This window comes from Acinetobacter sp. 161(2023) (genome assembly GCF_037027805.1).
GTDB lineage: Bacteria > Pseudomonadota > Gammaproteobacteria > Pseudomonadales > Moraxellaceae > Acinetobacter.
Map to the genome: position 1 here is coordinate 35465 of NZ_JAZEYD010000003.1, position 24385 is coordinate 59849.

19 protein-coding genes and 1 pseudogene are annotated in these 24385 nt (G+C 39.4%); 10 read left to right on the forward strand and 10 right to left on the reverse strand.

The genetic code is table 11. The features are described 5' to 3' along the window. Window positions 1-8: 8 nt before the first annotated feature. The 6 genes from cysG to rplU form a co-directional block, all read right to left on the reverse strand. Window positions 9-1382 carry a siroheme synthase CysG gene (gene cysG, locus WA249_RS03305; protein ID WP_336166474.1) on the reverse strand — a complete coding sequence of 458 codons (1374 nt, stop codon included), beginning with the start codon at window positions 1380-1382 and terminating at the stop codon, window positions 9-11. A gap of 67 nt (window positions 1383-1449) precedes the next feature. After that, entirely contained in the window at window positions 1450-2721 is a 1272-nt protein-coding gene (gene serS / locus WA249_RS03310) for a serine--tRNA ligase (protein ID WP_336166475.1), read from the reverse strand. A 118-nt stretch (window positions 2722-2839) separates the two neighbouring features. Continuing rightward, complete coding sequence (locus tag WA249_RS03315; protein WP_336166476.1) at window positions 2840-3640, reverse strand: RsiV family protein; 801 nt, start codon at window positions 3638-3640, stop codon at window positions 2840-2842. A 113-nt stretch (window positions 3641-3753) separates the two neighbouring features. Next, complete coding sequence (lolA, locus tag WA249_RS03320; RefSeq protein WP_336166477.1) at window positions 3754-4449, reverse strand: outer membrane lipoprotein chaperone LolA; 696 nt, start codon at window positions 4447-4449, stop codon at window positions 3754-3756. A 240-nt stretch (window positions 4450-4689) separates the two neighbouring features. Beyond that, entirely contained in the window at window positions 4690-4947 is a 258-nt protein-coding gene (gene rpmA, locus WA249_RS03325) for a 50S ribosomal protein L27 (protein ID WP_002116037.1), read from the reverse strand. 18 nt (window positions 4948-4965) lie between these two features. Then, window positions 4966-5277, reverse strand: coding sequence for a 50S ribosomal protein L21 (gene rplU / locus WA249_RS03330; protein ID WP_004639133.1), 312 nt, complete (start codon window positions 5275-5277; stop codon window positions 4966-4968). 443 nt (window positions 5278-5720) lie between these two features. Between rplU and sdsA the strand changes: the two genes are divergently transcribed. The 8 genes from sdsA to WA249_RS03370 all read left to right on the forward strand — a co-directional run bounded on the left by sdsA (window position 5721) and on the right by WA249_RS03370 (window position 16402). Continuing rightward, complete coding sequence (gene sdsA / locus WA249_RS03335) at window positions 5721-6698, forward strand: All-trans-nonaprenyl-diphosphate synthase (protein ID WP_209735127.1); 978 nt, start codon at window positions 5721-5723, stop codon at window positions 6696-6698. A gap of 14 nt (window positions 6699-6712) precedes the next feature. Continuing rightward, a complete protein-coding gene (locus tag WA249_RS03340; RefSeq protein WP_336166478.1) occupies window positions 6713-8773 on the forward strand; it encodes a site-specific recombinase in 2061 nt (686 codons plus the stop codon). Window positions 8774-8956: 183 nt separating this feature from the next. Then, window positions 8957-9583, forward strand: coding sequence for a phosphatase PAP2 family protein (locus WA249_RS03345; protein WP_336166479.1), 627 nt, complete (start codon window positions 8957-8959; stop codon window positions 9581-9583). A gap of 23 nt (window positions 9584-9606) precedes the next feature. Beyond that, window positions 9607-10857: a multidrug efflux RND transporter periplasmic adaptor subunit AdeI gene (gene adeI / locus WA249_RS03350; RefSeq protein ID WP_336166480.1), complete on the forward strand. Its 1251-nt coding sequence runs from the start codon at window positions 9607-9609 to the stop codon at window positions 10855-10857. A gap of 12 nt (window positions 10858-10869) precedes the next feature. Then, window positions 10870-14046 (forward strand): multidrug efflux RND transporter permease subunit AdeJ, encoded by a 3177-nt coding sequence (gene adeJ, locus WA249_RS03355; RefSeq protein WP_336166481.1) that lies wholly within the window; start codon window positions 10870-10872, stop codon window positions 14044-14046. Continuing rightward, window positions 14046-15500: a multidrug efflux RND transporter outer membrane channel subunit AdeK gene (gene adeK / locus WA249_RS03360; RefSeq protein WP_336166628.1), complete on the forward strand. Its 1455-nt coding sequence runs from the start codon at window positions 14046-14048 to the stop codon at window positions 15498-15500. Before adeJ ends, adeK begins: the two co-directional genes overlap by 1 nt. 109 nt (window positions 15501-15609) lie before the next feature. After that, on the forward strand, window positions 15610-15960 hold the full coding sequence (locus WA249_RS03365; protein ID WP_336166482.1) for a YbjQ family protein: 351 nt from the start codon (window positions 15610-15612) through the stop codon (window positions 15958-15960). A gap of 7 nt (window positions 15961-15967) precedes the next feature. Then, entirely contained in the window at window positions 15968-16402 is a 435-nt protein-coding gene (locus WA249_RS03370; RefSeq protein ID WP_336166483.1) for a YbjQ family protein, read from the forward strand. On the opposite strand, the gene WA249_RS03375 is transcribed toward WA249_RS03370, so the two are convergent. The 3 genes and pseudogenes from WA249_RS03375 to WA249_RS03385 all read right to left on the reverse strand — a co-directional run bounded on the left by WA249_RS03375 (window position 16399) and on the right by WA249_RS03385 (window position 18392). After that, window positions 16399-16833 carry a nuclear transport factor 2 family protein gene (locus WA249_RS03375; RefSeq protein WP_004789364.1) on the reverse strand — a complete coding sequence of 145 codons (435 nt, stop codon included), beginning with the start codon at window positions 16831-16833 and terminating at the stop codon, window positions 16399-16401. The two genes, WA249_RS03370 and WA249_RS03375, sit on opposite strands and share 4 nt — an antisense overlap. A 53-nt stretch (window positions 16834-16886) precedes the next feature. After that, window positions 16887-17693: pseudogene (locus WA249_RS03380) on the reverse strand (SDR family NAD(P)-dependent oxidoreductase). A gap of 27 nt (window positions 17694-17720) precedes the next feature. Continuing rightward, on the reverse strand, window positions 17721-18392 hold the full coding sequence (locus WA249_RS03385) for a hypothetical protein (protein ID WP_263032319.1): 672 nt from the start codon (window positions 18390-18392) through the stop codon (window positions 17721-17723). Window positions 18393-18588: 196 nt separating this feature from the next. Between WA249_RS03385 and WA249_RS03390 the strand changes: the two genes are divergently transcribed. Next, window positions 18589-21486, forward strand: a complete 2898-nt coding sequence (locus WA249_RS03390) for a valine--tRNA ligase (RefSeq protein ID WP_336166484.1) — start codon at window positions 18589-18591, stop codon at window positions 21484-21486. A gap of 63 nt (window positions 21487-21549) precedes the next feature. Further along, window positions 21550-23223: an SIR2 family protein gene (locus tag WA249_RS03395; protein WP_336166485.1), complete on the forward strand. Its 1674-nt coding sequence runs from the start codon at window positions 21550-21552 to the stop codon at window positions 23221-23223. Between the two features lie 124 nt (window positions 23224-23347). Here WA249_RS03395 and WA249_RS03400 read toward each other — a convergent pair whose 3' ends face one another. After that, window positions 23348-24364: a molecular chaperone DnaJ gene (locus WA249_RS03400; RefSeq protein WP_336166486.1), complete on the reverse strand. Its 1017-nt coding sequence runs from the start codon at window positions 24362-24364 to the stop codon at window positions 23348-23350. Window positions 24365-24385 lie beyond the last annotated feature (21 nt).

Here is a 24385-nt window from a genome sequence, read left to right on the forward strand (position 1 = left end):
AGATGAACTTATTGCCATTTTAACTGTTCACGTAAACTTACCACTTCACCAATAATGGTTAAAGTCGGCGCTACGACATGATGTTCAGACACTTTAGTCGCAATATCGGCTAATGTTCCAACAATAACTTTTTGTTCTGGTGTGGTTCCTTTAGAGATTAAGGCTACAGGCATATCAGCACGTTGACCATGAGCAATAAGTTGCTCACAAATGCGTTCCAAACCAACTAACCCCATATAGAGGACTAAAGTTTGATTTTGATAAACCAGTTCATTCCAAGGGAGTTCAGGGGAACCTTCCTTTAAATGCCCAGTCAAGAAACGTACACTTTGTGCATAGTCACGATGAGTTAATGGAATCCCTGCATAAGCTGAACAGCCTGATGCTGCGGTTATACCCGGCACAACTTGGAAAGTGACATTCGCCTCAAATAGCTCTTGAATCTCTTCACCACCACGCCCAAAGATAAACGGATCACCACCCTTTAGACGACAAACACGTTTGCCCTTTTGAGCATATTCAACCAGTAAAGCATTGATACCATCTTGGGGAACAGAGTGATTTGAACGCGCTTTACCGACATAAATTTTGGTCGCATCACGACGGCAAAGCTCCAAAATGGGTGCAGAAACTAGACGATCATAAATTACGACATCTGCTTGCTGCATAAGACGCAATGCTTTTAATGTCAGTAGCTCAGGATCACCGGGTCCAGCCCCTACCAAATAAACTTCACCTTTAGGTGCAGTCCATTCTGTTAATGCTTGCTGAATTAAATCATTTGCTACGTCTAGATTGTCATTAAAAACTTGTTCTTTTAATGGACTAGCATATAAATTTTCCCAAAAGATTCGACGCTCATCGGGGTTAATAATTTTTTCTTTTACTTGCTTGCGCCATTGACCAGAAAACTCAGCCAATTTCCCCATGCCATGTGGAACAATCGTTTCTATTTGAGTACGAAGTTGTCTCGATAAAACTGGTGATGAACCATTTGAGGCAACAGAAATGATCAATGGAGAACGGTCAATAATCGCTGGAACCATAAAGCGGCAGTGTGGAATATCATCGACACTATTTACCAGTAAATTACGTGCTTCACATTGCTCAAAAACAGCTTTGTTCACTTGCGCATCATTAGTGGCAGCAATAACTAATCTGTAAGAGGTATTTAAAAAAATTTCGGCAAAGGTCTCAGCAAAATACTGTCCCCCAGTCACCTGAACCAACTCTAAAAGCTGATCTTCAATTGCTGGAGCAATAATATCAATTACGGCTCCAGCTTTGGCTAAAAGATTTGCTTTGCGCAAAGCGATATGCCCACCACCCACAATCAGACAACGTTGCTGTTGCAACTTTAAAGAGATTGGAAAAATATCCACCTTAAACCTCTACATTAATCATCTGATTTGGGTTAAGCAAAAACCATGCACAATTTAGATGCAAAGCTTAGTCAATAAAGGTTAAACCACCCATGTATGGGCGTAATACTTCTGGAATCTCGATAGAACCATCTTCTCGTTGGTAATTTTCCATTACTGCAAGCAAAGTACGACCAACTGCAAGACCTGAACCATTCAATGTGTGCACTAATTCAGTCTTCTTTTGATCCATTCTGTAGCGTGCTTTCATTCGGCGTGCTTGAAAATCACCCATATTAGAGCAGCTTGAGATTTCACGGTAAGTATTTTGGCTTGGAACCCAAACCTCTAAGTCGTAAGTTTTAGTCGCACCGAAGCCCATATCCCCGCCACAGAGCAAAATTTTGCGGTATGGCAAACCAAGTGCCTGCAAAATGCCCTCAGCATGTGCAGTAAGGTCTTCAAGTGCCTGCATAGAAGTTTCAGGTTTAACGATTTGCACCATCTCAACTTTATCAAATTGATGCTGACGAATTAAACCACGAGTATCGCGACCATAAGAACCAGCTTCACTACGGAAACAAGGCGTATGAGCAGCATATTTTAAAGGCAAGCGTTCGGTATCAATAATCTCGTCACGAACGAAGTTAGTAACTGGAACTTCTGCTGTAGGGATGAGGTAATATTCTTTTTCACCTTGAAGTTTGAACAAATCTTCTTCAAATTTTGGTAACTGACCAGTACCACGAAGTGAATCAGCATTTACCAAATAAGGCACATAAGCTTCTGTATAGCCATTCTTTAAAGTATGGGTATCAAGCATAAACTGAGTTAAAGCACGTTGTAGACGCGCTAAAGAACCTTTTAAAACGCTAAAACGTGAACCAGTCAATTTAGTAGCGGTTTCAAACTCTAGTCCGCCCATCCACTCGCCTAAATCGGTATGATCTTTAATTTCAAAATCAAACTGACGAGGTGTGCCCCATTTTGAGATTTCAACGTTATCATCTTCATTTTTACCAGCAGGAACAGATTCATCTGGCAAGTTAGGGATGCTAAGCGCTTTTTGTTCAATCTCATTTTGTAGCTCTGACAAAGCAACTTCAGCAGCTTTGATTTCATCACCAATCGCTTGCATACGCGCCATGATTTCAGAAGCATCGCCACCGGATTTTTTAATCTGACCCACTTGTTTTGCACCGGCATTACGTTCTGCCTGCAATTTTTCAGTTTTTGATTGCAAGTCTTTACGGCGAGTTTCTAAAGAAGCCCATTCTTGAACATCTAATTGAACACCACGTTTTGCCAAAGCCGCATTAACAGCTTCAATATTATTTCTGAGTAACTTAGGGTCGATCATAATCAATCATAATATGGGTAAAAAACTGGCTATAGTGTAAGGCCTTCACACTAAAAAATATAGTGATCATCTTCATAACGAATAGCTTTCACACAATTCTTAGAATAGATCCCCTATTTTAGAACTTATAGTTTGGCACACTCGGTAAATACTCAGGTTTAATGAATTTACTCGCCTCAAAATACGGCAGCGTTAATTCAGACATTCCTTCAGCATAAGAAGCCAACTCATAAATCGGATAGACAAAAACAATCCCATTTGCGCCATAGTAAAAATTATCACTTAATTGCAGTTTTTCACGGCTGATATTGTGCTCTTGAAGCCAATTTGTATTCGCATCAAAAAGTGCATCAACTAATTGTTTTTCAACATCTGGCTGAATGAGTTCGGCAACAGTAATGTGCTTTTTATTTAATAAATCAAAAGTCACGAATTCTTGATGTGACATGCCATGGGCTGCACCAGCAGAATATGAATAGGTCTGTAATGCAAAGGTTGCAAGATTATAATTTTGCCCTAAATAGCGGACATAAATTGCACTTTGACTCGAACGTGACTCACCTTCAGGTACATCGACAGGCTGATCAGCTAAATTTGCAAAAGCATTCGGATCTGCTTTCTTTATTCGATTAGTGAAGTAATCATTAATCCACTTCTGATTGGTTTGTACTGTTTGAAAGTCATACTCAGTACAACCATCTTCTAAACAAACTTTTGATTTCGGCAATTTTACTGGGATTACTTTTGCCTGAATGACAGGAACACCAGCCTCTTTAGTTTCTTTAACTTTTGCAGTCGAAGCAGCCTGCTCTTCTTTGGCTGCCGACTTTGGTTGACAACCACTCACAATTGCCATTGCAGCCATTAATGGAAGAATACAAATAATTTTTTTATCGTAAAGTCGCATAATAATCCCCATGAATTTACCTCTATCACTATACAAAGCGTAAGAATAAGACGGGGTTAAAAAATGTATCTATCTCTCTTATATAAAAAAGCTACCGTGAAAGGTAGCTTTTTTATAAGGATTAATTATTGGTCAATAATATCTGTGCCTTTTGGTGGCGTAAAGTTAAAGATAGATGCTGGAATTGAAGCATTCACTTTCACATTCTTAAAGTTTACATAGGTAGTTTGACCTAATGAATCTTGTAACACCATAAGCGTAGGTGCTTTATTTGCTCCAAAACTAATCGTTAGGCTTTGGAAAGCACCATCTTCTTTTTTCGGAAACAACGTGAAATAGAGTTTAGATTTATCGGGCTGAGTTACACGATAAGACTTCATGATTTGATTGGTGTTACCAGAGAGTAATAACGCTGGCGTATCTGCAACCTGATCATCTAAGTTTTGACGTACAGCTTGTTGTAAATCAGGGTCATAAATCCAGACTGTTTTCCCGCTCGTTACAATCGTTTGTTTAGACGGACTCACAGTTTCCCAATAAAATTTCCCCGGACGTTCAACTTTCATTGAACCTTTAAATGTCTGGTTCATATGCTGAGCACTTAAACTCTTTTTCTGTGCCACAGTTTTTGTATTTGCTTTCGTTGTTTGTTCAAAATCGGCTGTTAAACGCTGTAATCCTGATAACTGATTAACCAGGTTCCCAATTGCCTGTTGCTCCGGTGCTGCTACAGGCGCAGCAAACACTGTAGTACTCATTACAGGAGCAAGCACTGACGCGCTGAGTGTAATAGCACACATAGTTTTACGAAGCATATTCATGTCATCACCTTTTTAGTTGCTGTAAGACAACTTGCCATCTTTCAAAGTTCTGAAACTTAGCAAGCTCTTAATTCAAGACTTATATTAACCGACAAACTCTGTGCTAATCATTGAGAAAATAAGATATTTTGTTATGTTATTCATATTGTTTGTAGAATTTCATTCATCATGATGAAGATAAATAAAATTAAATCCCATAAAAAAAGCCCACAAAATGTGGGCTTTTTTTGAAGCTAAAACTTATACAGTTTCAACTTTTACGTAGCGACGGCCAAATTGACCTTTCACTTCGAATTTTACTACGCCGTCAGCAGTAGCAAATAAAGTATGGTCACGGCCCATACCAACATTTGCACCAGCGTGGAACTCAGTACCACGTTGACGAACGATGATGTTACCAGCAGTTACAGCTTGACCGCCGTAAACTTTAACACCTAACATTTTTGGGTTTGAATCACGACCGTTCTTCGTCGATCCACCGGCTTTTTTAGTTGCCATGTCTCTTACTCCTCGTGATTAGCCTGAAATACCAGTAATTTTCAACTCAGTGAACCATTGACGGTGACCTTGTTGTTTACGGTAATGTTTACGACGACGCATTTTGATAATGCGGATTTTGTCGTGACGACCATGGCCAACCACTTCTGCAGTTACTTTAGCGCCAGCTACAACTGGAGCACCGATTTGAATGCTGTCACCGTTTACAACCATTAATACATCATCAAATGTAATAGTCGCGCCAGATTCAGCTTTCAATAATTCAACTTTAAGGGTTTCACCCTCAACTACACGGTGCTGTTTACCACCGCTTTGGATTACTGCGTACATAATGTACTCCAATTAGCCCGTGTCGTCGTGCCGATAAGGGATATATCGATCTTAAAACGCACGCCACTGGGGTTATATAAGGCGACAGATTTTAAGTGAAATTTGATCAAACGACAAGTATTTTCTAGTTATCAGTGATGTCTATTCCCCTATTTTTACAAAATCAACAGACAGCTTAGATTGGAATTTAGCAGTTTTCATTGATTCTGAATGAAAATTAAAATACAGTTCCAGACACAAATTGCGACAAGAACAAGTTGTATTAATGCTGATGTCATTAAATTTATTGTTTTGCCGGAAATATCATGTTTTGCTTAAATAAAGAACAAAGAACGCATAAAGACAATAGAAATGATTAATATCAGCCACTTGTTCACCTGTGCAACACACCTTTAATTGTTACACTAACGCCACTTATCTACCAATACGGGGTTTTTCTTCATATGGTCATCGATTTCAAGCAAGACATTCTTGCGCCTGTTGCCTCAGACTTTGCTGCGATGGATCACTTGATTAATGAAGGAATTAGCTCAAAAGTCGGTTTAGTCATGTCTGTCAGCAAACATGTGGTTGAAGCTGGCGGAAAGCGTATGCGCCCAATTATGTGTTTACTCGCTGCTCGCGCATGTGGTTTAGATAATATGGCAAACGCACAGCGTCTGGCTGCAATCATTGAAATGTTGCATACCGCGACATTGGTTCATGATGATGTGGTAGATGAATCTGGGCTTCGTCGTGGTCGACCTACAGCAAATGCGACATGGAACAATCAAACCGCAGTATTAGTCGGCGATTTCCTCATTGCACGTGCTTTCGATTTACTGGTCGATTTAAATAACATGACTTTATTGAAAGACTTTTCAACAGGTACATGTGAAATTGCTGAGGGTGAAGTATTACAACTTCAATCACAGCATCAACCAGATACAACAGAAGAAACTTATTTAAAAATTATTCACGGTAAAACGTCTCGTCTATTTGAACTGGCTACAGAAGGTGCCGCTATTTTGGCTGGACAAGAAGCGTATCGTGAACCATTAAGATTATTTGCTGGTCATTTTGGTAATGCATTCCAAATTATTGATGATATTTTAGACTACACTTCAGATGCTGAAACATTAGGTAAAAATATTGGTGATGATTTAATGGAAGGTAAGCCAACTTTACCGTTAATTTCTGCATTAGCACACTCAACAGGTGAAGAGCATGCGATTATTCGTCGCAGCATTGCAACTGGTGGAGTGGACCAATTATCTCAGGTCATAGAAATTGTACAGAAGTCTGGTGCTTTAGATTATTGTCACCAACGTGCCCAAGAAGAAACAGAAGCAGCACTGCAAGCTTTATCAAACCTACCCGATACACCGTATCGTCAGGCTTTGATTAACTTAACTCAGCTTGCATTACATCGAATACAATAGATATTATTCTGCCTATGCATATAAATTTTTCAGATCATTTTTTAAAAATACAGAAACAGCTTGAGGATTCTCAAGCTGTCATTGACGAGAATCTACTCATTGAGTTAGTCAATGCCATTCGTCCATCCGATCCTCATGATACGGATGAGATAAAGCAAAAAATACAGGCTTTTATTGAAAGCCTATTACGCACACCTACTGCTCCTTTCCTGCTACAAACTTTTTTATTACGTCTAATTAATCGCTATAAACAAGTCAGTTTATATGCAGATAGCGGAATTTTGTCTTTAGATGGTTTCTGGAACCAACTAGGGCAAAGACTCGGAGCACATTTTTTACCGTTAATTGAAGATGCAAGCCAACTCAAAATATTAATTGGTAGAATTTTCTATTTAGAAAATGACAAAATCTGGCTCAATAATATTGATGATGAAGATTGGGCAAACCTATTTGGTCTTATTGGTCAAAGCCAAAGTAATGTAGATGAAAAGCTTGTCATTCAAAGTGAAATGATTAAAGCAATTACTGTTTTATCTTATCGAATTAGTGGAATTGGCCTTTACCCCGAATTTATTAATGCTCAACCAGAATTAACTGAATATGAATCGCCATTTTTAGTTCAGAACCGTGAAATTATTGAGTTTATTGAGAAATACAAAAAACAAGAACTTGCTGAACATGAAATTGCGGTGATTTCCCCTCCGGATGCATCACAAGCATTTGTTATGCTGGAACAATGTCGGGATGTGGTTTTAAAAATTCGCCGTGCCACCAAAAGAATTGGTGTCAGCTTAAGTTTGACTTACTTATTATCATTACTTGAGCAGTGCCTCGACCGAATTGAATTACTCCTTTATTTGGTCGTAGATAACACTAAAGGAAAATATGTCTCTTTAGGGCATCTTATTTCCGATTTAACCAAAGCACACTACAGTGAAAAAAGTGTTCGCTCTTTATTAAGTACAACAAGTGAACTTATTGCCTTTCAAGTGACTGAAAATGCTAGCCGAACAGGTGAACATTATGTAAGTACGGATACCAAAGGTTTCTGGGGCATGTATAAAGCTGCCGCTGGAGCGGGCGTTATTATCGCCTGTATGGCATCTTTAAAAATTCTTGCAGCAAGAATGACCATGGCTCCGCTCATGCAAGCATTTACTTTTAGTATGAATTACTCTCTTGGATTCCTTCTAATTCATGTTCTGCATTTTACAGTTGCGACCAAACAACCTGCGATGACTGCTGCGGCCCTCGCTGCAACAGTACAACAGCGTAAAGGCTCTAAAACAGCTCAAATTGCAGAGTTAGCAGCCCTTATTATTAATATTATTCGCACACAATTCATTGCTATTTTAGGCAATATTTCAATTGCGATTCCTACTGCCGCACTCATTACTTTTGCTTGGCAGTTCTATCTTGATGAGCCTTTATTAACTCATACTAAAGCGACTTATTTGTTGCACAGCTTAAATCCCTTTACCTCTTTGGCAGTTCCCCATGCAGCGATTGCCGGAGTATGTTTATTCTTGTCGGGTCTCATTGCTGGATACTTCGACAACCTGGCCGTTTACCGAAAAGTCGGTCCACGCTTAAAAGCGCATCGCCGCTTAGCAAACTGGTTTGGGCAAGATCGCTTAAACCGTTTTGCTGAATATATTGAGCGCAACTTAGGAGCTTTAGCGGGTAACTTCTTATTCGGGATTATGTTAGGAAGTATGGGCACCATAGGGTTTATTTTAGGTTTACCTTTAGATATTCGTCATATTGCCTTTGCCTCAGCTAACTTTATTCAAGGTTTAATGACCATTAACGGCAGTCCAGACATCGGATTGATTATCGTGTCCTTTCTAGGCGTATTGTGTATTGGTCTCACTAACTTATTCGTGAGTTTCACCTTAACGATTATTGTGGCACTACGAGCACGTCGAGTTCGCTTCGAACAATGGAAACCTTTAGCCAAACTGGTGATGACCCATTTTCTGACTCGCCCAAGCGATTTTTTCTGGCCACCAAAACAACCTCTAGAACTTGAAGAAAACACGACAACAAATAATGGAAAAAAGGCAGAACACTAACAGTTTTGCTTTGTACACAGAATGTGAATTTCGTCAATTTTGTTGTGATTGTTTTTCCAAATGTTAAAATTTTTTCAAAATGAATTTACGATGATCTATCAGGCTTGAAAAAAAGTGTACTGGCAAGTACACTTTTAACGGCTTTCAGTAGTGGACACTGCTTGAATAAGCAAAGGTATATATATGCCCTATATGTTGCTTTTTATCGGTTGTATTTTTTTAGGATTAGGTGTGCTTGGCCTTTTTATACCGAGACTTCAATCTTTAGATCTTCTCAGCGTTCAAATATTGAGTGAATATCGTTCAGATTATCTTAATTCTATTACGATATTTCTGGCACGGATAGGCGGTATGCCTTTTGTATGTTTTTTATCCTTTCTGGTATGTATATATCAGGCATGGTATAAAAAATATATTACTGTTATTTTCATTAGCGTGGGAGTTATTGGCAGTATCACCATGGGTTGGCTGCTCAAGTGGTGTGTTGACCGCCCAAGACCCCCACAGGTATATCATATTGTCGAAAGTTATGGTGCATCGTTCCCAAGTGCACATAGTTTATATGCATCAACACTGGCTTGTTTGACAATGATAATGTTATGCCATAAGCCCAACACTAACTCTCCTTATATCATTTTGATTTCTTGCCTTTGGTTTATCTGCATGGGGCTTTCAAGAATATATGCTGGAGTTCATTTTCCAACAGATGTACTCGCCGGTTGGGGCATAGGTTTTATTTGGATTGCACTGCTTTGGCTCTGGTTATTACAAACACAAAGTAGGTTAAGTAAAAAACAAATATATTTTTAGATTTTATCTAACGAGGTGGAACAATGATGTCGGCTAAGCTTTGGGCTCCTGCCCTTACTGCTTGCGCATTAGCAACAAGTATCGCACTTGTTGGTTGTGGCAAAGGCTCCAATGAGAAACAGCAAGCTGCTGCTGCTCAGAAAATGCCGCCTGCTGAGGTAGGTGTTATTGTTGCTCAACCACAAAGTGTTGAACAAAGCGTCGAGCTTTCTGGCCGTACTTCAGCATATCAAATTTCTGAAGTTCGTCCTCAAACAAGTGGTGTAATTTTAAAACGCTTGTTTGCTGAAGGAAGTTATGTTCGTGAAGGTCAGGCTCTTTATGAACTGGATTCTCGAACTAACCGTGCAACGCTTGAAAATGCAAAAGCATCTCTTTTACAACAACAGGCAAATCTCGCTTCGCTACGTACCAAGCTAAACCGTTATAAGCAACTTGTTTCGAGTAATGCTGTATCTAGACAAGAATATGACGACTTACTGGGTCAGGTGAATGTTTCCGAAGCACAAGTTTCTGCCGCGAAAGCTCAAGTAACGAATGCAAATGTAGATCTTGGTTATTCTACAATTCGCTCACCAATTTCTGGTCAGTCTGGACGTTCTTCTGTAACAGCTGGTGCTTTAGTCACTGCAAACCAAACTGCTCCTTTAGTGACGATTCAACAGTTAGATCCAATCTATGTTGATATTAACCAGTCTAGTGCCGAGTTATTACGCTTACGCCAACAACTCAGCAAAGGTAGTTTAAACAACAGTAACAACACGAAAGTGAAGTTGAAACTCGAAGATGGTTCAAGCTATCCAATCGAAGGACAACTTGCTTTCTCTGATGCTTCTGTAAATCAAGATACAGGAACGATTACTTTACGTGCCGTATTCTCGAACCCGAACCATCTGTTACTTCCTGGTATGTATACCACTGCACAAATTGTTCAAGGTGTAGTTCCAAATGCTTATCTGATTCCTCAAGCTGCAATTACCCGTTTACCGACAGGTCAAGCCATGGCAATGACTGTGAATGCTAAAGGTGCTGTTGAGAGTCGTCCTGTTGAGACCTCTGGTGTTCAAGGACAAAACTGGATTGTGACTAACGGTCTTAAAGCTGGTGATAAAGTGATTGTTGACGGCGTTGCCAAAGTTAAAGAAGGGCAAGCAGTTTCAGCAAAACCTTACCAAGCTCAACCAGCGAACCCTCAAGGTGCAGCCCCAAATGCTACAAAACCGGCTCAATCAGGTAAACCTCAAGCAGAACAGAAAGCATCTTCAAATGCATAAGGGGTAGATTGAATGGCACAATTTTTTATTCATCGCCCCATTTTTGCGTGGGTGATTGCATTAGTCATTATGTTGGCGGGTATTCTCACGCTCACAAAAATGCCTATTGCACAGTATCCGACGATTGCACCACCGACAGTTACAATTGCTGCGACTTATCCTGGTGCATCAGCTCAGACAGTGGAAAACACCGTAACCCAGATCATTGAACAACAAATGAATGGTCTAGATGGTTTACGTTATATTTCATCTAACAGTGCGGGTAACGGTCAGGCCTCTATTCAATTAAACTTTGAACAAGGTATTGATCCAGATATTGCGCAGGTTCAGGTTCAAAACAAACTTCAATCTGCAACAGCTCTTTTACCTCAAGACGTTCAACGCCAAGGGGTAACGGTTACAAAATCTGGTGCAAGCTTCTTGCAAGTTATTGCATTTTATTCACCAGATAACACCCTATCAGACTCAGACATTAAAGACTATGTAAACTCATCAATTAAAGAGCCACTTAGCCGTGTTGCTGGTGTAGGTGAGGTAACAGTCTTTGGTGGTTCATACGCAATGCGTATCTGGCTTGATCCGGCTAAATTAACAAGTTATCAACTCACCCCTAGTGATATTTCGACTGCTTTACAAGCACAAAACTCGCAAGTTGCTGTAGGTCAGTTAGGTGGCGCACCAGCGGTACAAGGTCAAGTACTTAACGCAACTGTGAATGCACAAAGTTTGTTGCAAACACCGGAACAGTTTAAAAACATCTTCTTAAAGAACACTGCATCAGGTGCTGAGGTTCGTTTAAAAGATGTTGCTCGTGTAGAATTAGGTTCAGATAACTATCAATTCGATTCGAAATTTAACGGTAAACCAGCTGCTGGTCTTGCAATTAAAATTGCAACAGGTGCTAACGCACTTGATACAGCAGCAGCCGTTGAACAACATTTGTCTGAATTACGTAAAAACTACCCGACAGGCTTACAAGATAAACTGGCTTATGACACCACTCCATTTATCCGTCTTTCAATTGAAAGTGTTGTACACACTCTAATTGAAGCCGTGATTTTGGTATTCATTGTCATGTTCCTATTTTTACAAAACTGGCGTGCAACGATTATTCCAACGCTTGCAGTTCCAGTCGTTGTATTAGGTACATTTGCAGTTATTAATATCTTTGGCTTCTCAATTAACACCTTAACCATGTTCGCTATGGTATTGGCAATCGGTCTTTTGGTCGATGATGCTATTGTTGTAGTGGAAAACGTTGAACGTGTGATGAGTGAAGAGCATACCGATCCGGTTACGGCAACTTCACGATCAATGCAACAGATTTCTGGTGCGTTAGTGGGTATTACCAGTGTATTGACGGCGGTATTCGTACCAATGGCGTTCTTTGGCGGTACAACAGGTGTAATTTACCGTCAGTTCTCGATTACCCTTGTAACTGCAATGGTTCTATCGTTAATCGTAGCATTAACGTTTACACCAGCACTTTGTGCAACCATCTTAAAACAGCATGACCCTAACAAAGAACCAAGCAATAATATTTTTGCTCGTTTCTTCAGAGCATTTAACAACGGTTTTGACCGCATGTCGCATAGCTACCAAAATGGTGTTAGCCGCATGCTTAAAGGCAAAATCTTCTCTGGTGTACTCTATGCTGTAGTGATTGGTTTATTGGTGTTCTTGTTCCAAAAACTCCCATCTTCATTCTTACCAGAAGAAGATCAGGGCGTAGTCATGACACTTGTACAATTACCACCGAATGCAACGCTTGACCGTACAGGTAAAGTAATTGACACCATGACAAATTTCTTCATGAATGAAAAAGATACAGTGGAATCTATTTTCACCGTTTCAGGTTTCTCATTCACGGGTGTGGGTCAAAATGCTGGTATTGGCTTCGTTAAGTTGAAAGACTGGAGCAAGCGTACATCACCAGAAGCTCAAATTGGTGCATTAATCAAGCGTGGTATGGCATTAAATATGATCATTAAAGATGCATCATACGTTATGCCGTTACAGCTTCCAGCAATGCCTGAACTTGGTGTAACTGCCGGATTTAACTTGCAGCTTAAAGATTCAAGTGGTCAAGGCCATGAGAAACTCATTGCAGCTCGTAATACGATTTTAGGTTTGGCATCACAAGATAAACGCCTTATGGGTGTGCGTCCAAATGGTCAGGAAGATACGCCTCAGTATCAAATTAATGTAGATCAAGCTCAAGCTGGTGCCATGGGTATTAGCATCGCCGACATTAACAATACAATGCGTATTGCATGGGGTGGTTCATATATTAACGATTTCGTTGACCGTGGTCGTGTGAAGAAAGTTTATGTTCAAGGTGATGCGAACACTCGTATGATGCCTGAAGACTTAAACAAGTGGTATGTACGTAATAACAAAGGTGTGATGGTTCCATTCTCAGCATTTGCTACAGGCAAATGGACCTATGGTTCTCCACGTCTTGAACGTTATAACGGCGTATCATCGGTTAACATTCAAGGTACACCTGCACCTGGCGTGAGCTCTGGTGATTCTATGAAAGCGATGGAAGAAATTATTGCTAAGTTACCATCTATGGGCTTACAAGGTTTCGACTATGAATGGACAGGTTTATCACTTGAAGAACGTGAGTCTGGTGCTCAAGCTCCATTCCTTTATGCTCTTTCATTGTTAATCGTTTTCCTTTGCTTGGCTGCATTATATGAAAGCTGGTCTATTCCGTTCTCGGTTTTACTTGTAGTACCACTTGGTATTATTGGTGCAATCGTATTGACTTACTTGGGCATGATTATTAAAGGAGATCCAAATCTCTCAAATAACATTTACTTCCAGGTAGCGATGATCGCGGTCATCGGTCTTTCTGCAAAAAATGCGATCTTGATTGTTGAATTCGCAAAAGAATTGCAGGAAAAAGGCGAAGATCTGCTTGATGCAACCTTACATGCTGCAAAAATGCGTTTACGTCCAATTATCATGACCACCCTTGCCTTCGGTTTTGGTGTACTTCCACTTGCACTTTCAACAGGTGCCGGTGCAGGTAGTCAGCACTCAGTAGGCTTCGGTGTACTTGGTGGCGTACTCAGCGCGACATTCTTAGGTATCTTCTTTATCCCTGTATTCTATGTGTGGATTCGTAGTATCTTTAAGTACAAACCAAAAACCATAAACACTCAGGAGCATAAATCGTGATGCAAAAAGTATGGTCTATTTCAGGTCGTAGCATTGCGGTATCTGCACTTGCGCTTGCTTTGGCAGCTTGTCAAAGCATGCGCGGCCCAGAACCAGTCGTGAAAACCGATATTCCACAGAGCTATGCATATAACAGTGCTTCTAGTACATCTATTGCTGAACAGGGCTATAAACAGTTCTTTGCTGACCAGCGTTTGCTTGAAGTAATTGACTTAGCTCTTGCGAATAACCGTGACTTACGTAAAGCAACGCTCAATATTGAGCGTGCTCAAGAACAGTATCAGATTACCAAGAACAACCAGCTTCCAACAATTGGAGCAAGTGGTAGTGCAATTCGTCAGGTTTCTCCAAGCCGTGATCCGAATAACCCCTACTCTACTTATCAAGTAGGCCTAGGTGTAACTGCTTATGAGCTTGATTTCTGGGGCCGTGTTCGTAGTCTAAAAGACGCTGCTTTAGATAATTACCTCTCAACACAAAGTGCGCGTGATTCGACTCAGATCAGCTTGATCAGTCAAGTTGCTCAAGCATGGTTGAATTATTCGTTTGCAACTGCGAATTTAAGACTTGCAGAGCAAACGCTTAAAGCACAGCAAGATTCTTACAATCTCAACAAAAAACGTTTTGATGTAGGTATCGACAGTGAAGTTCCGTTACGTCAGGCACAGATTTCTGTAGAAACTGCGCGTAATGATGTAGCAAACTACAAAACTCAAATTGCTCAAGCACAAAACTTGTTGAACTTATTAGTGGGTCAACCAGTTACACAGAATTTGTTACCAACACAACCTGTAAAACGTGTTGCTCAACAAAATGTGTTCACTGCTGGCTTACCGAGTGACCTGTTAAATAACCGTCCAGATGTAAAAGCAGCTGAATATAGCTTAAGCGCTGCGGGTGCGAATATCGGTGCTGCAAAAGCACGTTTATTCCCAACCATTAGCTTAACTGGATCAGCAGGTTATGCATCAACTGACTTAAGTGATCTATTTAAATCGGGTGGCTTTGCATGGTCAATTGGCCCAAGCTTAGATTTACCAATCTTTGACTGGGGTACACGTCGTGCCAATGTAAAAATTTCTGAAACTGATCAGAAAATTGCATTGTCTGATTATGAAAAATCAGTTCAGTCTGCATTCCGCGAAGTCAACGATGCGCTTGCAACTCGTGCCAACATTGGTGACCGTTTAACAGCTCAACAACGTCTAGTAGAAGCGACTAACCGCAACTACACACTTTCAAATGCCCGCTTCCGTGCAGGTATTGACAGTTACTTGACTGTTCTTGATGCACAGCGTTCATCTTATTCAGCAGAACAAGGTTTATTGTTGCTTCAACAAGCTAACTTAAACAACCAAATCGAGTTATACAAAACTCTAGGTGGCGGTTTAAAAGCAAACTCTTCAGATACAGTGGTTAATCAACCATCAAGTGCTGAACTTAAAAAGCAATAAGTTTTAAATAAACTATCTATAAAAGCTCACTTCGGTGGGCTTTTTTATTGCAACTAATGTGAATATTTTTTATCTTGAAACCTTAAGAAATTTAGATTGATAAAGAACAATGTTACTAAGTAATTTAGAAAGTGTTCCAGGCCACCAAATTTTAAAGCAGCTTGATGTCGTTTACGGAAGTACAGTCCGCAGTAAGCATGTTGGCCGTGACTTAATGGCAAGTTTAAAAAATATTGTCGGTGGTGAACTTACAGGCTACACCGAATTATTAGAAGAATCCCGCCAAGAAGCCATGGATCGCATGATTGCCAAAGCTCAGCAACTTGGTGCGAATGCAATTGTTGGTATTCGTTTTTCAACTTCAAATATTGCCCAAGGTGCTTCCGAACTCTTTGTATATGGCACGGCTGTGGTTGTTCAACCTCAAGCAACCCATCTACCAGATCCATTTAGTGCATAGGTAGAAAATGGAAAATCTTATTTTTCAGCTTGTTATTTTTCTGATTCTTTTCAGTATTGGTTGGGGTTTTGGCCGCCATATTGAACGAAAACATTTGAATGAACTTCTAGAAAAAGAACAGCAATTCGCCCATATCAGAATTGATACCAATCGTTTTTCGACGAGTAATGAGCTAGGCCATTTTATTAGTAGTAATGTCGTGATTTCTCATGACTACTTTAAATACGTATTGGCATCCATTAAGAATGTTTTGGGCGGAAGACTTACCAGTTATGAAAGTGTAGTTGAGCGTGCTCGCCGTGAAGCCATTGTTCGCTTAAAACAACAAGCCTATACCGCAGGAGCTAACCATATTATGGGAGTTCGGCTGAGTACAACCGAACTTGGTATGCAGGGAGGAATGGTCGAAGTATTTGCATATGGTACAGCAGTAAAAGATTAGCACTGCCCCATAGCAGAAAAATGAATGCGTGGATTGCCAATATTTTTAGTTAAGTGTTGGCAAATTCCGGTAATTTTCCAACTTTCTTGTTGTTTTGCCAAAGTAAAATAATAACGACCAAACGAATGAAAATAATCATTTTCCGAAAAACGGTAAATTTGATAATTACATTCTAACCATGCTTGATCTTGTTCAATCCGAATCAAAGGATTACTCAAATTGTGCTGTAGCCGTAAATGCGATAAAGCTTGCTGCCGAGAACCTTTATATTCATGACAAGACACGACACATAAAGGCTCTCCCCTAAACTGGAAATAGTCCACCTCAAGTTGATCTGCCAATAACTCATCAAAAGCGTCCCAATTTTTCTGGTCAAAGACCAATTGAAAACGCGTAATGACGTCTAAAATACGGTGATAATCTTGATCCATGGTGAACCTTCTATGCGGGTTTTCCATCAATTTAGCATGGCAAAATCACTTTTTTATTTTACTTTTGTTTTCCGAATCATTTTATAAAGAAGTTTTGGTGACATCCGAGAAACCATAACCCCTAGTTTTTCTTTTGTTCCACCAACAACAATATATTCTTGGCCTTGCATTAATGCTTTTACAGATTGCTCTGCAAATACATCTGCCTCTAAACCATTCTCGATGGCTTCATCTTGATGACCTTGAGGTTGCCCAGCACCATTTAACGCATTAAAAGAGACGTTAGTTTTTACAAAGCCTGGGAAAATAACTGAAACTTCAACGCCTTGATCTGAGACCTCAGCACGCAAACTATTTGCCCACATATGAATTGCAGCTTTAGCAGCCGAGTAGCTTGCACGGTATTGAGTTCCTAATAAACCTGCCACACTCGACACAAATACAACTCGACCAGACTTTTGTTTTAGCATGGTCGGCAGCACAGTTTTGGTTAATGCCACTTGTGAGAAATAGTCGACTTCCATAATGGCCCGTTCGGTTGCCATCGTTGTATCTTCAATTAAAGCACGTTGGCTTAAGCCCGCATTATTAATGAGCCAGTCAATTCGCCCTTTAGCTTTTAAAATTTACTGGTAAGCTGCTTCAACTTGTTTTTCATCAGTAATATCGGCAACCACTGACAAATGATGCTCTGGATTCAATAAACCAACACGAACTTCTTCTAATTCTTCAAAACGACGCGAGGTCAAAATCACTTCGGCCCCCTGCAAAGCCAACTCACCTGCTAAGGCCTTACCCAGACCAGAAGATGCTCCCGTAATCCATACCACTTTATTTTGCAAAGTATCAAGTTTGGCCATGCTTTATGTTCCTATTATCTTTTTAAATTATGCTGCTTGATGCATGAAGGCCAAAAAGTGGTTGATATAATGAGTTGCTGTGGTCTGATCGACCTGTGTACCTAACTTTTCCAAACGTTTATAGCCCAAATGCGTCGTCATGTTGATTACTCCGTTAAGAGTTTTATCGACAACTAAATTAAATTTTAAACGCTTTTTAGGCTCACGTACTAGGCTTGTTACGCCTAAATCTACAATTTGTATTAATGTTTCAAAAGCAGCCGTAATACTTTGCATATTACCGTCACGAATTTGCTGGGTAAGGTTTTGAGCTTGTTGTACGAGTTGCAGGGTAACTGGGTAGGTAATATAAACTTGTTGCCCCTGTTCTTTCATCAGAGATGTCATGTAATCAACTAAAGGTAAAAGACGCTCATTTCCAAAAAATGAAACTGACCACGGCATATATTTTCGAAAAGTCTCTAAAACCTGCTGAATAACTTTTTCAGACTCAGCTTGTTGTTTTGGAGACATGGTTGCATTTCCTGACTGTAAAAGCACAGAAAAAACCTGCTCAATAATTTCACAAGAAAGATCAGAGAGTACATCGCCTAAAGGTTTTGCCTGACTTTGACTTACCCCATCATGCAGTTTCTGCCGAATGGTCTCGAATTGGGTATAAGTTGAATCGGAAATTTTCAAAAAAACTTCATAACTCATGAGTAGCATCCTTTTTCAATTCGTTTGTAATTTTTGTGCCGTGTGTCTACACGATTAAATTGTGATCCATCTTTCATAAATCTACCGTTTTTTGAAAAAAATACAAAACCGTTTATCTGTTTTCAGCACATTAATTTCGAGGCATTTTTTTGCTACAATAGGTGCAATTTTTTATGCATATTCGATCTAAGCTACTATGACTGACGCTCAAACCGCTCAAAATATTGCGACCACATACGATCCAACCGAGATCGAAAAGAAGTGGTACCAAACGTGGGAAGAACAAGGTTACTTCAAACCTTCTGGTCACGGTGAATCATTCTGTATCATGATTCCGCCACCAAACGTCACAGGTAGTTTGCACATGGGCCATGGCTTTAACAATGCCATTATGGATGCCCTCACCCGTTATAACCGTATGATGGGCAAAAACACTTTGTGGCAACCGGGTACTGACCACGCTGGTATTGCAACTCAAATGGTTGTTGAGCGTCAACTTGGTTTACAAGGCGTGACTCGTCATGACTTGGGCCGTGAAAAGTTCATCGAAAAAGTTTGGGAATGGAAAGAACAATCTGGCGGCACAATTACGAAACAAATTCGTCGCTTAGGTTCTTCGGTAGACTGGTCACGTGAACGCTTCACGATGGACGAAGGTTTATCAAACGCAGTTAAAGAAGTATTCGTTCGTTTGCACGAAGACGGTTTAATTTACCGTGGTAAACGTCTTGTAAACTGGGACCCTAAACTTCAAACCGCTCTTTCTGACCTTGAAGTAGAAAGTAAAGAAGAAAAAGGCTCACTTTGGCACTTTAAATATTTCTTTGAAGACAAGTCAATTAAAACTCAAGACGGCAAAGACTATTTAGTCGTTGCAACGACTCGTCCTGAAACATTACTGGGCGATACGGCTGTAGCTGTTCACCCAGAAGATGAGCGTTATGCGCACCTTGTTGGTAAAAATATTGTATTACCAATTACTGGTCGTTTAATCCCGATCGTTGCTGACGACTACGTTGAGAAAGACTTCGGTACTGGCTGTGTAAAAATCACGCCTGCTCATGACTTTAATGACTATGACCTAGGTAAACGCAATAGCTTGCCAATCATTAATATCTTCAACAAAAACGCCGAAGTTTTAGGTGAGTTTGAATATATTGCAAAAGCTGGCGAACAAATTTCGAAAACCATTACTGCACCTGCGGAATACGCTGGTTTAGAACGCTTCGCAGCACGTAAAAAATTAGTTGCTCAAGCTGAAGCTGAAGGTTGGTTAGATCAAATCCAACCGTATGACTTAAAAGCTCCACGCGGTGACCGTTCAGGCGTGATCATTGAGCCGTTACTTACTGACCAATGGTACGTAAAAATTGCTCCGCTTGCTGAGCCTGCAATTGAAGCAGTTCAAGATGGTCGCATTAAATTTGTTCCAGAGCAGTACAGCAACATGTACATGGCGTGGATGCGTGACATTCAAGACTGGTGTATTTCACGTCAGCTTTGGTGGGGTCACCGTATTCCAGCTTGGTACGATGCAAATGGCAACATCTATGTGGGCCGTAATGAACAAGAAGTGCGCGCGAAAAACAACCTCGCTGCTGACGTTGAACTTAAACAAGACGAAGACGTTCTTGATACATGGTTCTCATCTGCACTTTGGACATTCTCAACCTTAGGTTGGACTGGCGACAACAAACAAGACGCAGCAAATGATTTCTTAAAAACCTTCCACCCAACAGATGTACTGGTGACTGGTTTTGACATCATTTTCTTCTGGGTTGCCCGTATGATCATGATGACCCTGCACTTCATGAAAAATGAAGATGGTTCATCTCAGGTTCCATTTAAGACTGTTTATGTTCACGGCTTGGTACGTGATGGTGAAGGTCAAAAAATGTCGAAGTCTAAAGGTAACGTACTTGACCCATTAGACTTGATTGACGGTATTGATTTAGAAAGCTTAGTTGCAAAACGTACGACTGGCCTAATGAACCCGAAAGATGCAGCGAAGATTGAAAAATCAACGCGCAAAGAGTTCCCAGAAGGTATTAATGCGTATGGTACTGACGCAGTTCGTTTCACGTTCTGTGCCCTTGCAAACACTGGTCGTGACATCAAGTTCGACTTAAAACGTGTTGAAGGCTACCGTAACTTCTGTAACAAAATCTGGAACGCAACTCGTTTCGTTCTCATGAATGTTGAAGGTCAAACTGTTGGTCAAGAAGCGCGTCCTGATCTATGGGAGCTTCCAGAACAATGGATTATGAGCCGTCTGCAAAAAGCAGAAGCTGCTGTGCACCAAGCGTTTGCAACCTATCGTTTAGACCTTGCTGCACAAGCGATTTATGACTTTATCTGGAATGAATACTGTGACTGGTACGTTGAATTAACTAAACCAGTTCTGAATGATCCAGAAGTTGCAGAAGAGCGTAAAGCTGAAGTACGCCGTGTATTGCTTGCAGTGATGGAAGCTTCATTACGCTTGGCTCATCCGTTAATGCCATATTTGACAGAAGAAATCTGGCAAACGCTTGCACCGATGCTTGGTAAAGGCGGTCCAACGATTATGACTGCTCAATACCCTATTCCTGAGCAAGCAAAAATCAATGAACAAGCTGAAGCAGACATGCAATGGCTTCAAGGTTTGATTGGCGCAGTACGTAACATTCGTGGTGAGTTAGGCTTAGGTAATGCACGCTTGTTGCCAGTATTACTTCAAAACACATCTGATGCTGAACGTGAACAAATCATTCGTATTGAAGCATTGTTCAAAGCCTTGGCTAAAGTTGAAAGCATTGAGTTCTTGAATAAAGACCAAGAACCACCTTTATCTTGCTCTAGCGTTGTTAGCCATGCATCGGTATTTGTACCAATGAAAGGCTTAATTGACCCTAAAGCTGAGCTTGCTCGCTTGCAAAAAGACTTAGATAAAATCCAAAAGCAACACGACCAAATCGCGGGCAAACTTGCAAACGAAGGCTTTGTGTCTAAAGCACCTGCAGCAGTTGTTGAAGGTGAAAAAGCGAAACTTGCTGAGTTTGCTGCTCAGTTAGAGAAAGTTAAAGCGAATATGGAGCAGATTGCTGCGCTTTAATCTTTAAAGTTCACAATTTAATCTATACTATAAAGGGCTGATAATTCAGCCCTTTATACTTATATGTCAATAAAATATATTAAATACTTTCCAAAACCTTTCCTGGAAGACCTAACTGAAGGTCACGTATTTCCCATTATTGGTGCTGGATTTTCTAGAAATGCAAAAAGTGATGATGGAAAACCTAGCCTAGATTGGAATGAGCTTGGCAAATATTTTGCCGATGATATTGTAGATTATAACTATAGTAGTCCAATTGATGCTATTTCTGCTTTTGAATATGAATATTCTCGATCTAAACTTATTGAAAAAATGTTTTTAGCTTTAAAAATCGGAGCTATTCACCCTGATAAAGCGCATACATCTTTTGCAAAACTACCCTTTCAACTGATTGCTACAACAAATTTTGATTATTTACTAGAAGAATCTTACACTCATTTAGGTAATCGATTTTGTAGAACAATAATTGATGAAGAACAGCTACCAATTATCAATAATAATCCAAAGCATTTGAATTTATTAAAAATTCATGGTGATTTAAGCCATCCATCAAGATTAATAGCAACAGAAGAAGATTACGATGGTTTTCTTAATAAATTCCCAATGATCGCAACATATATTACTAATTTATTTATTTCAAAAACTGTATTATTTATTGGGTATAGTGTAGATGATACTGATATAAGACAAATCTTCCAGATGATCAAAGATCGTTTAGGGAAACTAAAAAGAAGAGCCTATACCATTAGAATTAATGCATCTATACAAGAGATAAATAGATTTGCAAGAAGAGGGATAAATGTAATCAACATTCCAATTAATGATGATAAAAAAGATTATAATCAAATATTTTCTGATATATTCGAGGAATTAAAAGATTATTGGACAAAAAACATACCAACGAATGCTACCGAAGAAGAATCTGAAATTGATATTAAATTAGCTAAGTTATCCAAAAATTCTATCAGTCGGCTTTCATATTTCTCAATAGATGAAAGCTTTTTACCTTACTACAAATCCAATATCTTCCCTTTATTCTATAATCATGGTTTTACTCCCGTAACTCCTGATGATTTTATTGATTCAAGTGAAAACTACTTTGCACGCATTCAGTCATTAATTAATATTTCAAATATTTGTATGGCAGATTTAACTACATCCTCTAAATTTGTCGATAAAGAACTCGAAATAATCCTGAAAAAACTCATAAAAAGTAAAGATGAATTTGATTTGATAATAGTTAAAAATTCAAAACTATTTATAACAAATGACGATTTTTATAATAAAATTAAAAATTTAGACATAACAAACCATGAGAAAATAAAAACAAAAGTTCATTTGGTTGATTTTGATCTAGAGAAAAAGTTAATTGACACACAAAAGCTAGAATCCTTATTAATCAGTATTTCGAGCCAAATTTATCAGAATTTTGATAAAGAAACGGAAAGATTACTAAAAAGTAGAAATTATAATTTAGCTTTAATCACAGGCTATATATCTTTTGAAAAATCATTAAGAGAATATTATAAAAATACTAGATTTATTCAACCTAAAATTCACTCAATGCTCTTAAAAGATGAATTGATTAATAATGAACAAGCATCTCTTCTAGATGAAGCACGTTTACTAAGAAATAGAATTATCCATGGAGATGAAAATATTAAATTAACAAAAGAGCAAGTTAATAAGTTTTTAGAAACCCTAAAATTAGTACAAGAAAAATTAAAGTCAAATTAATATCTAATGAATATCTCTCTTACATAAAGAGAGATATTCATAATTAGTTTTTTATAAATATATAGGCCATTTAATTCTGTCTCTACATATGGGATAAGGAGTATTATCCGCCAAGGAGCATAAATCAAAGCACCCCATGCCCCAACAACATCTCCACTCCACTCACCTTTTTCATATGCTTTAAACGTTCCTTTTCCCACTTCACCTGCTGCTTTAACTCAGCACAGTCAGCATCTATAGCTTTATAAACATCACTAATGTGTACATGCTCTGCTTTCACATTCTTGGCTAACTGAAAAGAATCTAAAATCTCAGCTATTTGGCTTTCAAGTTGCTGACTTTGTGCATCTAAAGCAAGTTTATAAAACCGCAACTGCTCGGCAGATAGTTCTTTAGCACCTAGCCCCTTATTCTGTTCAAGCTGTAATTGGAGTTTGAGTAAATAAAACAAATCCTGTTTTTCATATGCCTGACTTGCTTGTTGGAATAACTCAGTTTTTTCTTCTTTTTTGGTTTCATCTTGCTCACGGTCTGGGTGAATCATCGCGGCAATTTTTAAATAAACTGTTTTTAACGATTGCATTGCCATTTGCTCAGCTTGTTCACGTTTCTGTTGCTGTCTTTGCTGTTTGGCTTGCTCTCTCGCTTGTTGTTGCTCGGCAGCATACTGTTCAAAGTCTTCTTCAAGTTCTGCACTGTGCTCAGCACTTTCTTCGTATTCAAATTTTATTGAATGAGCTTTTTTATTCTTTTTTATCGACTCTTGTGCATGTTGCTGATAAAAGGTATCGATCTGCTTCACTAACTCTAACTGTTCAGCAGACAGCATTTTGGAACGCTTCAACATTTGTGCAAGCTGGGCAATTTTTTCATCTAGCTGTTGCATATCCGCTTTGGAAAACTCATGGCTGTGCAACATATTCCAAAGTTGATCTAACTGCTGAAATAGCACTTCATGCAAATCGCTATACACAGGCATTAGTTTTTGCCGTATGTGCTGTTGAATCTCGGCTTGTGCATTTTGCCATGTGCTCAGGCTAACTTTTTGCTGCTCTATTTTATCAATCAGGCGATTCAGTTTTTTCTGTTGTGCAGACGGTTCCGACCTTTGCTGCAAGCTCACTTTGAGATCAAAGGACATACTCATCTACCTGCAAAAGAA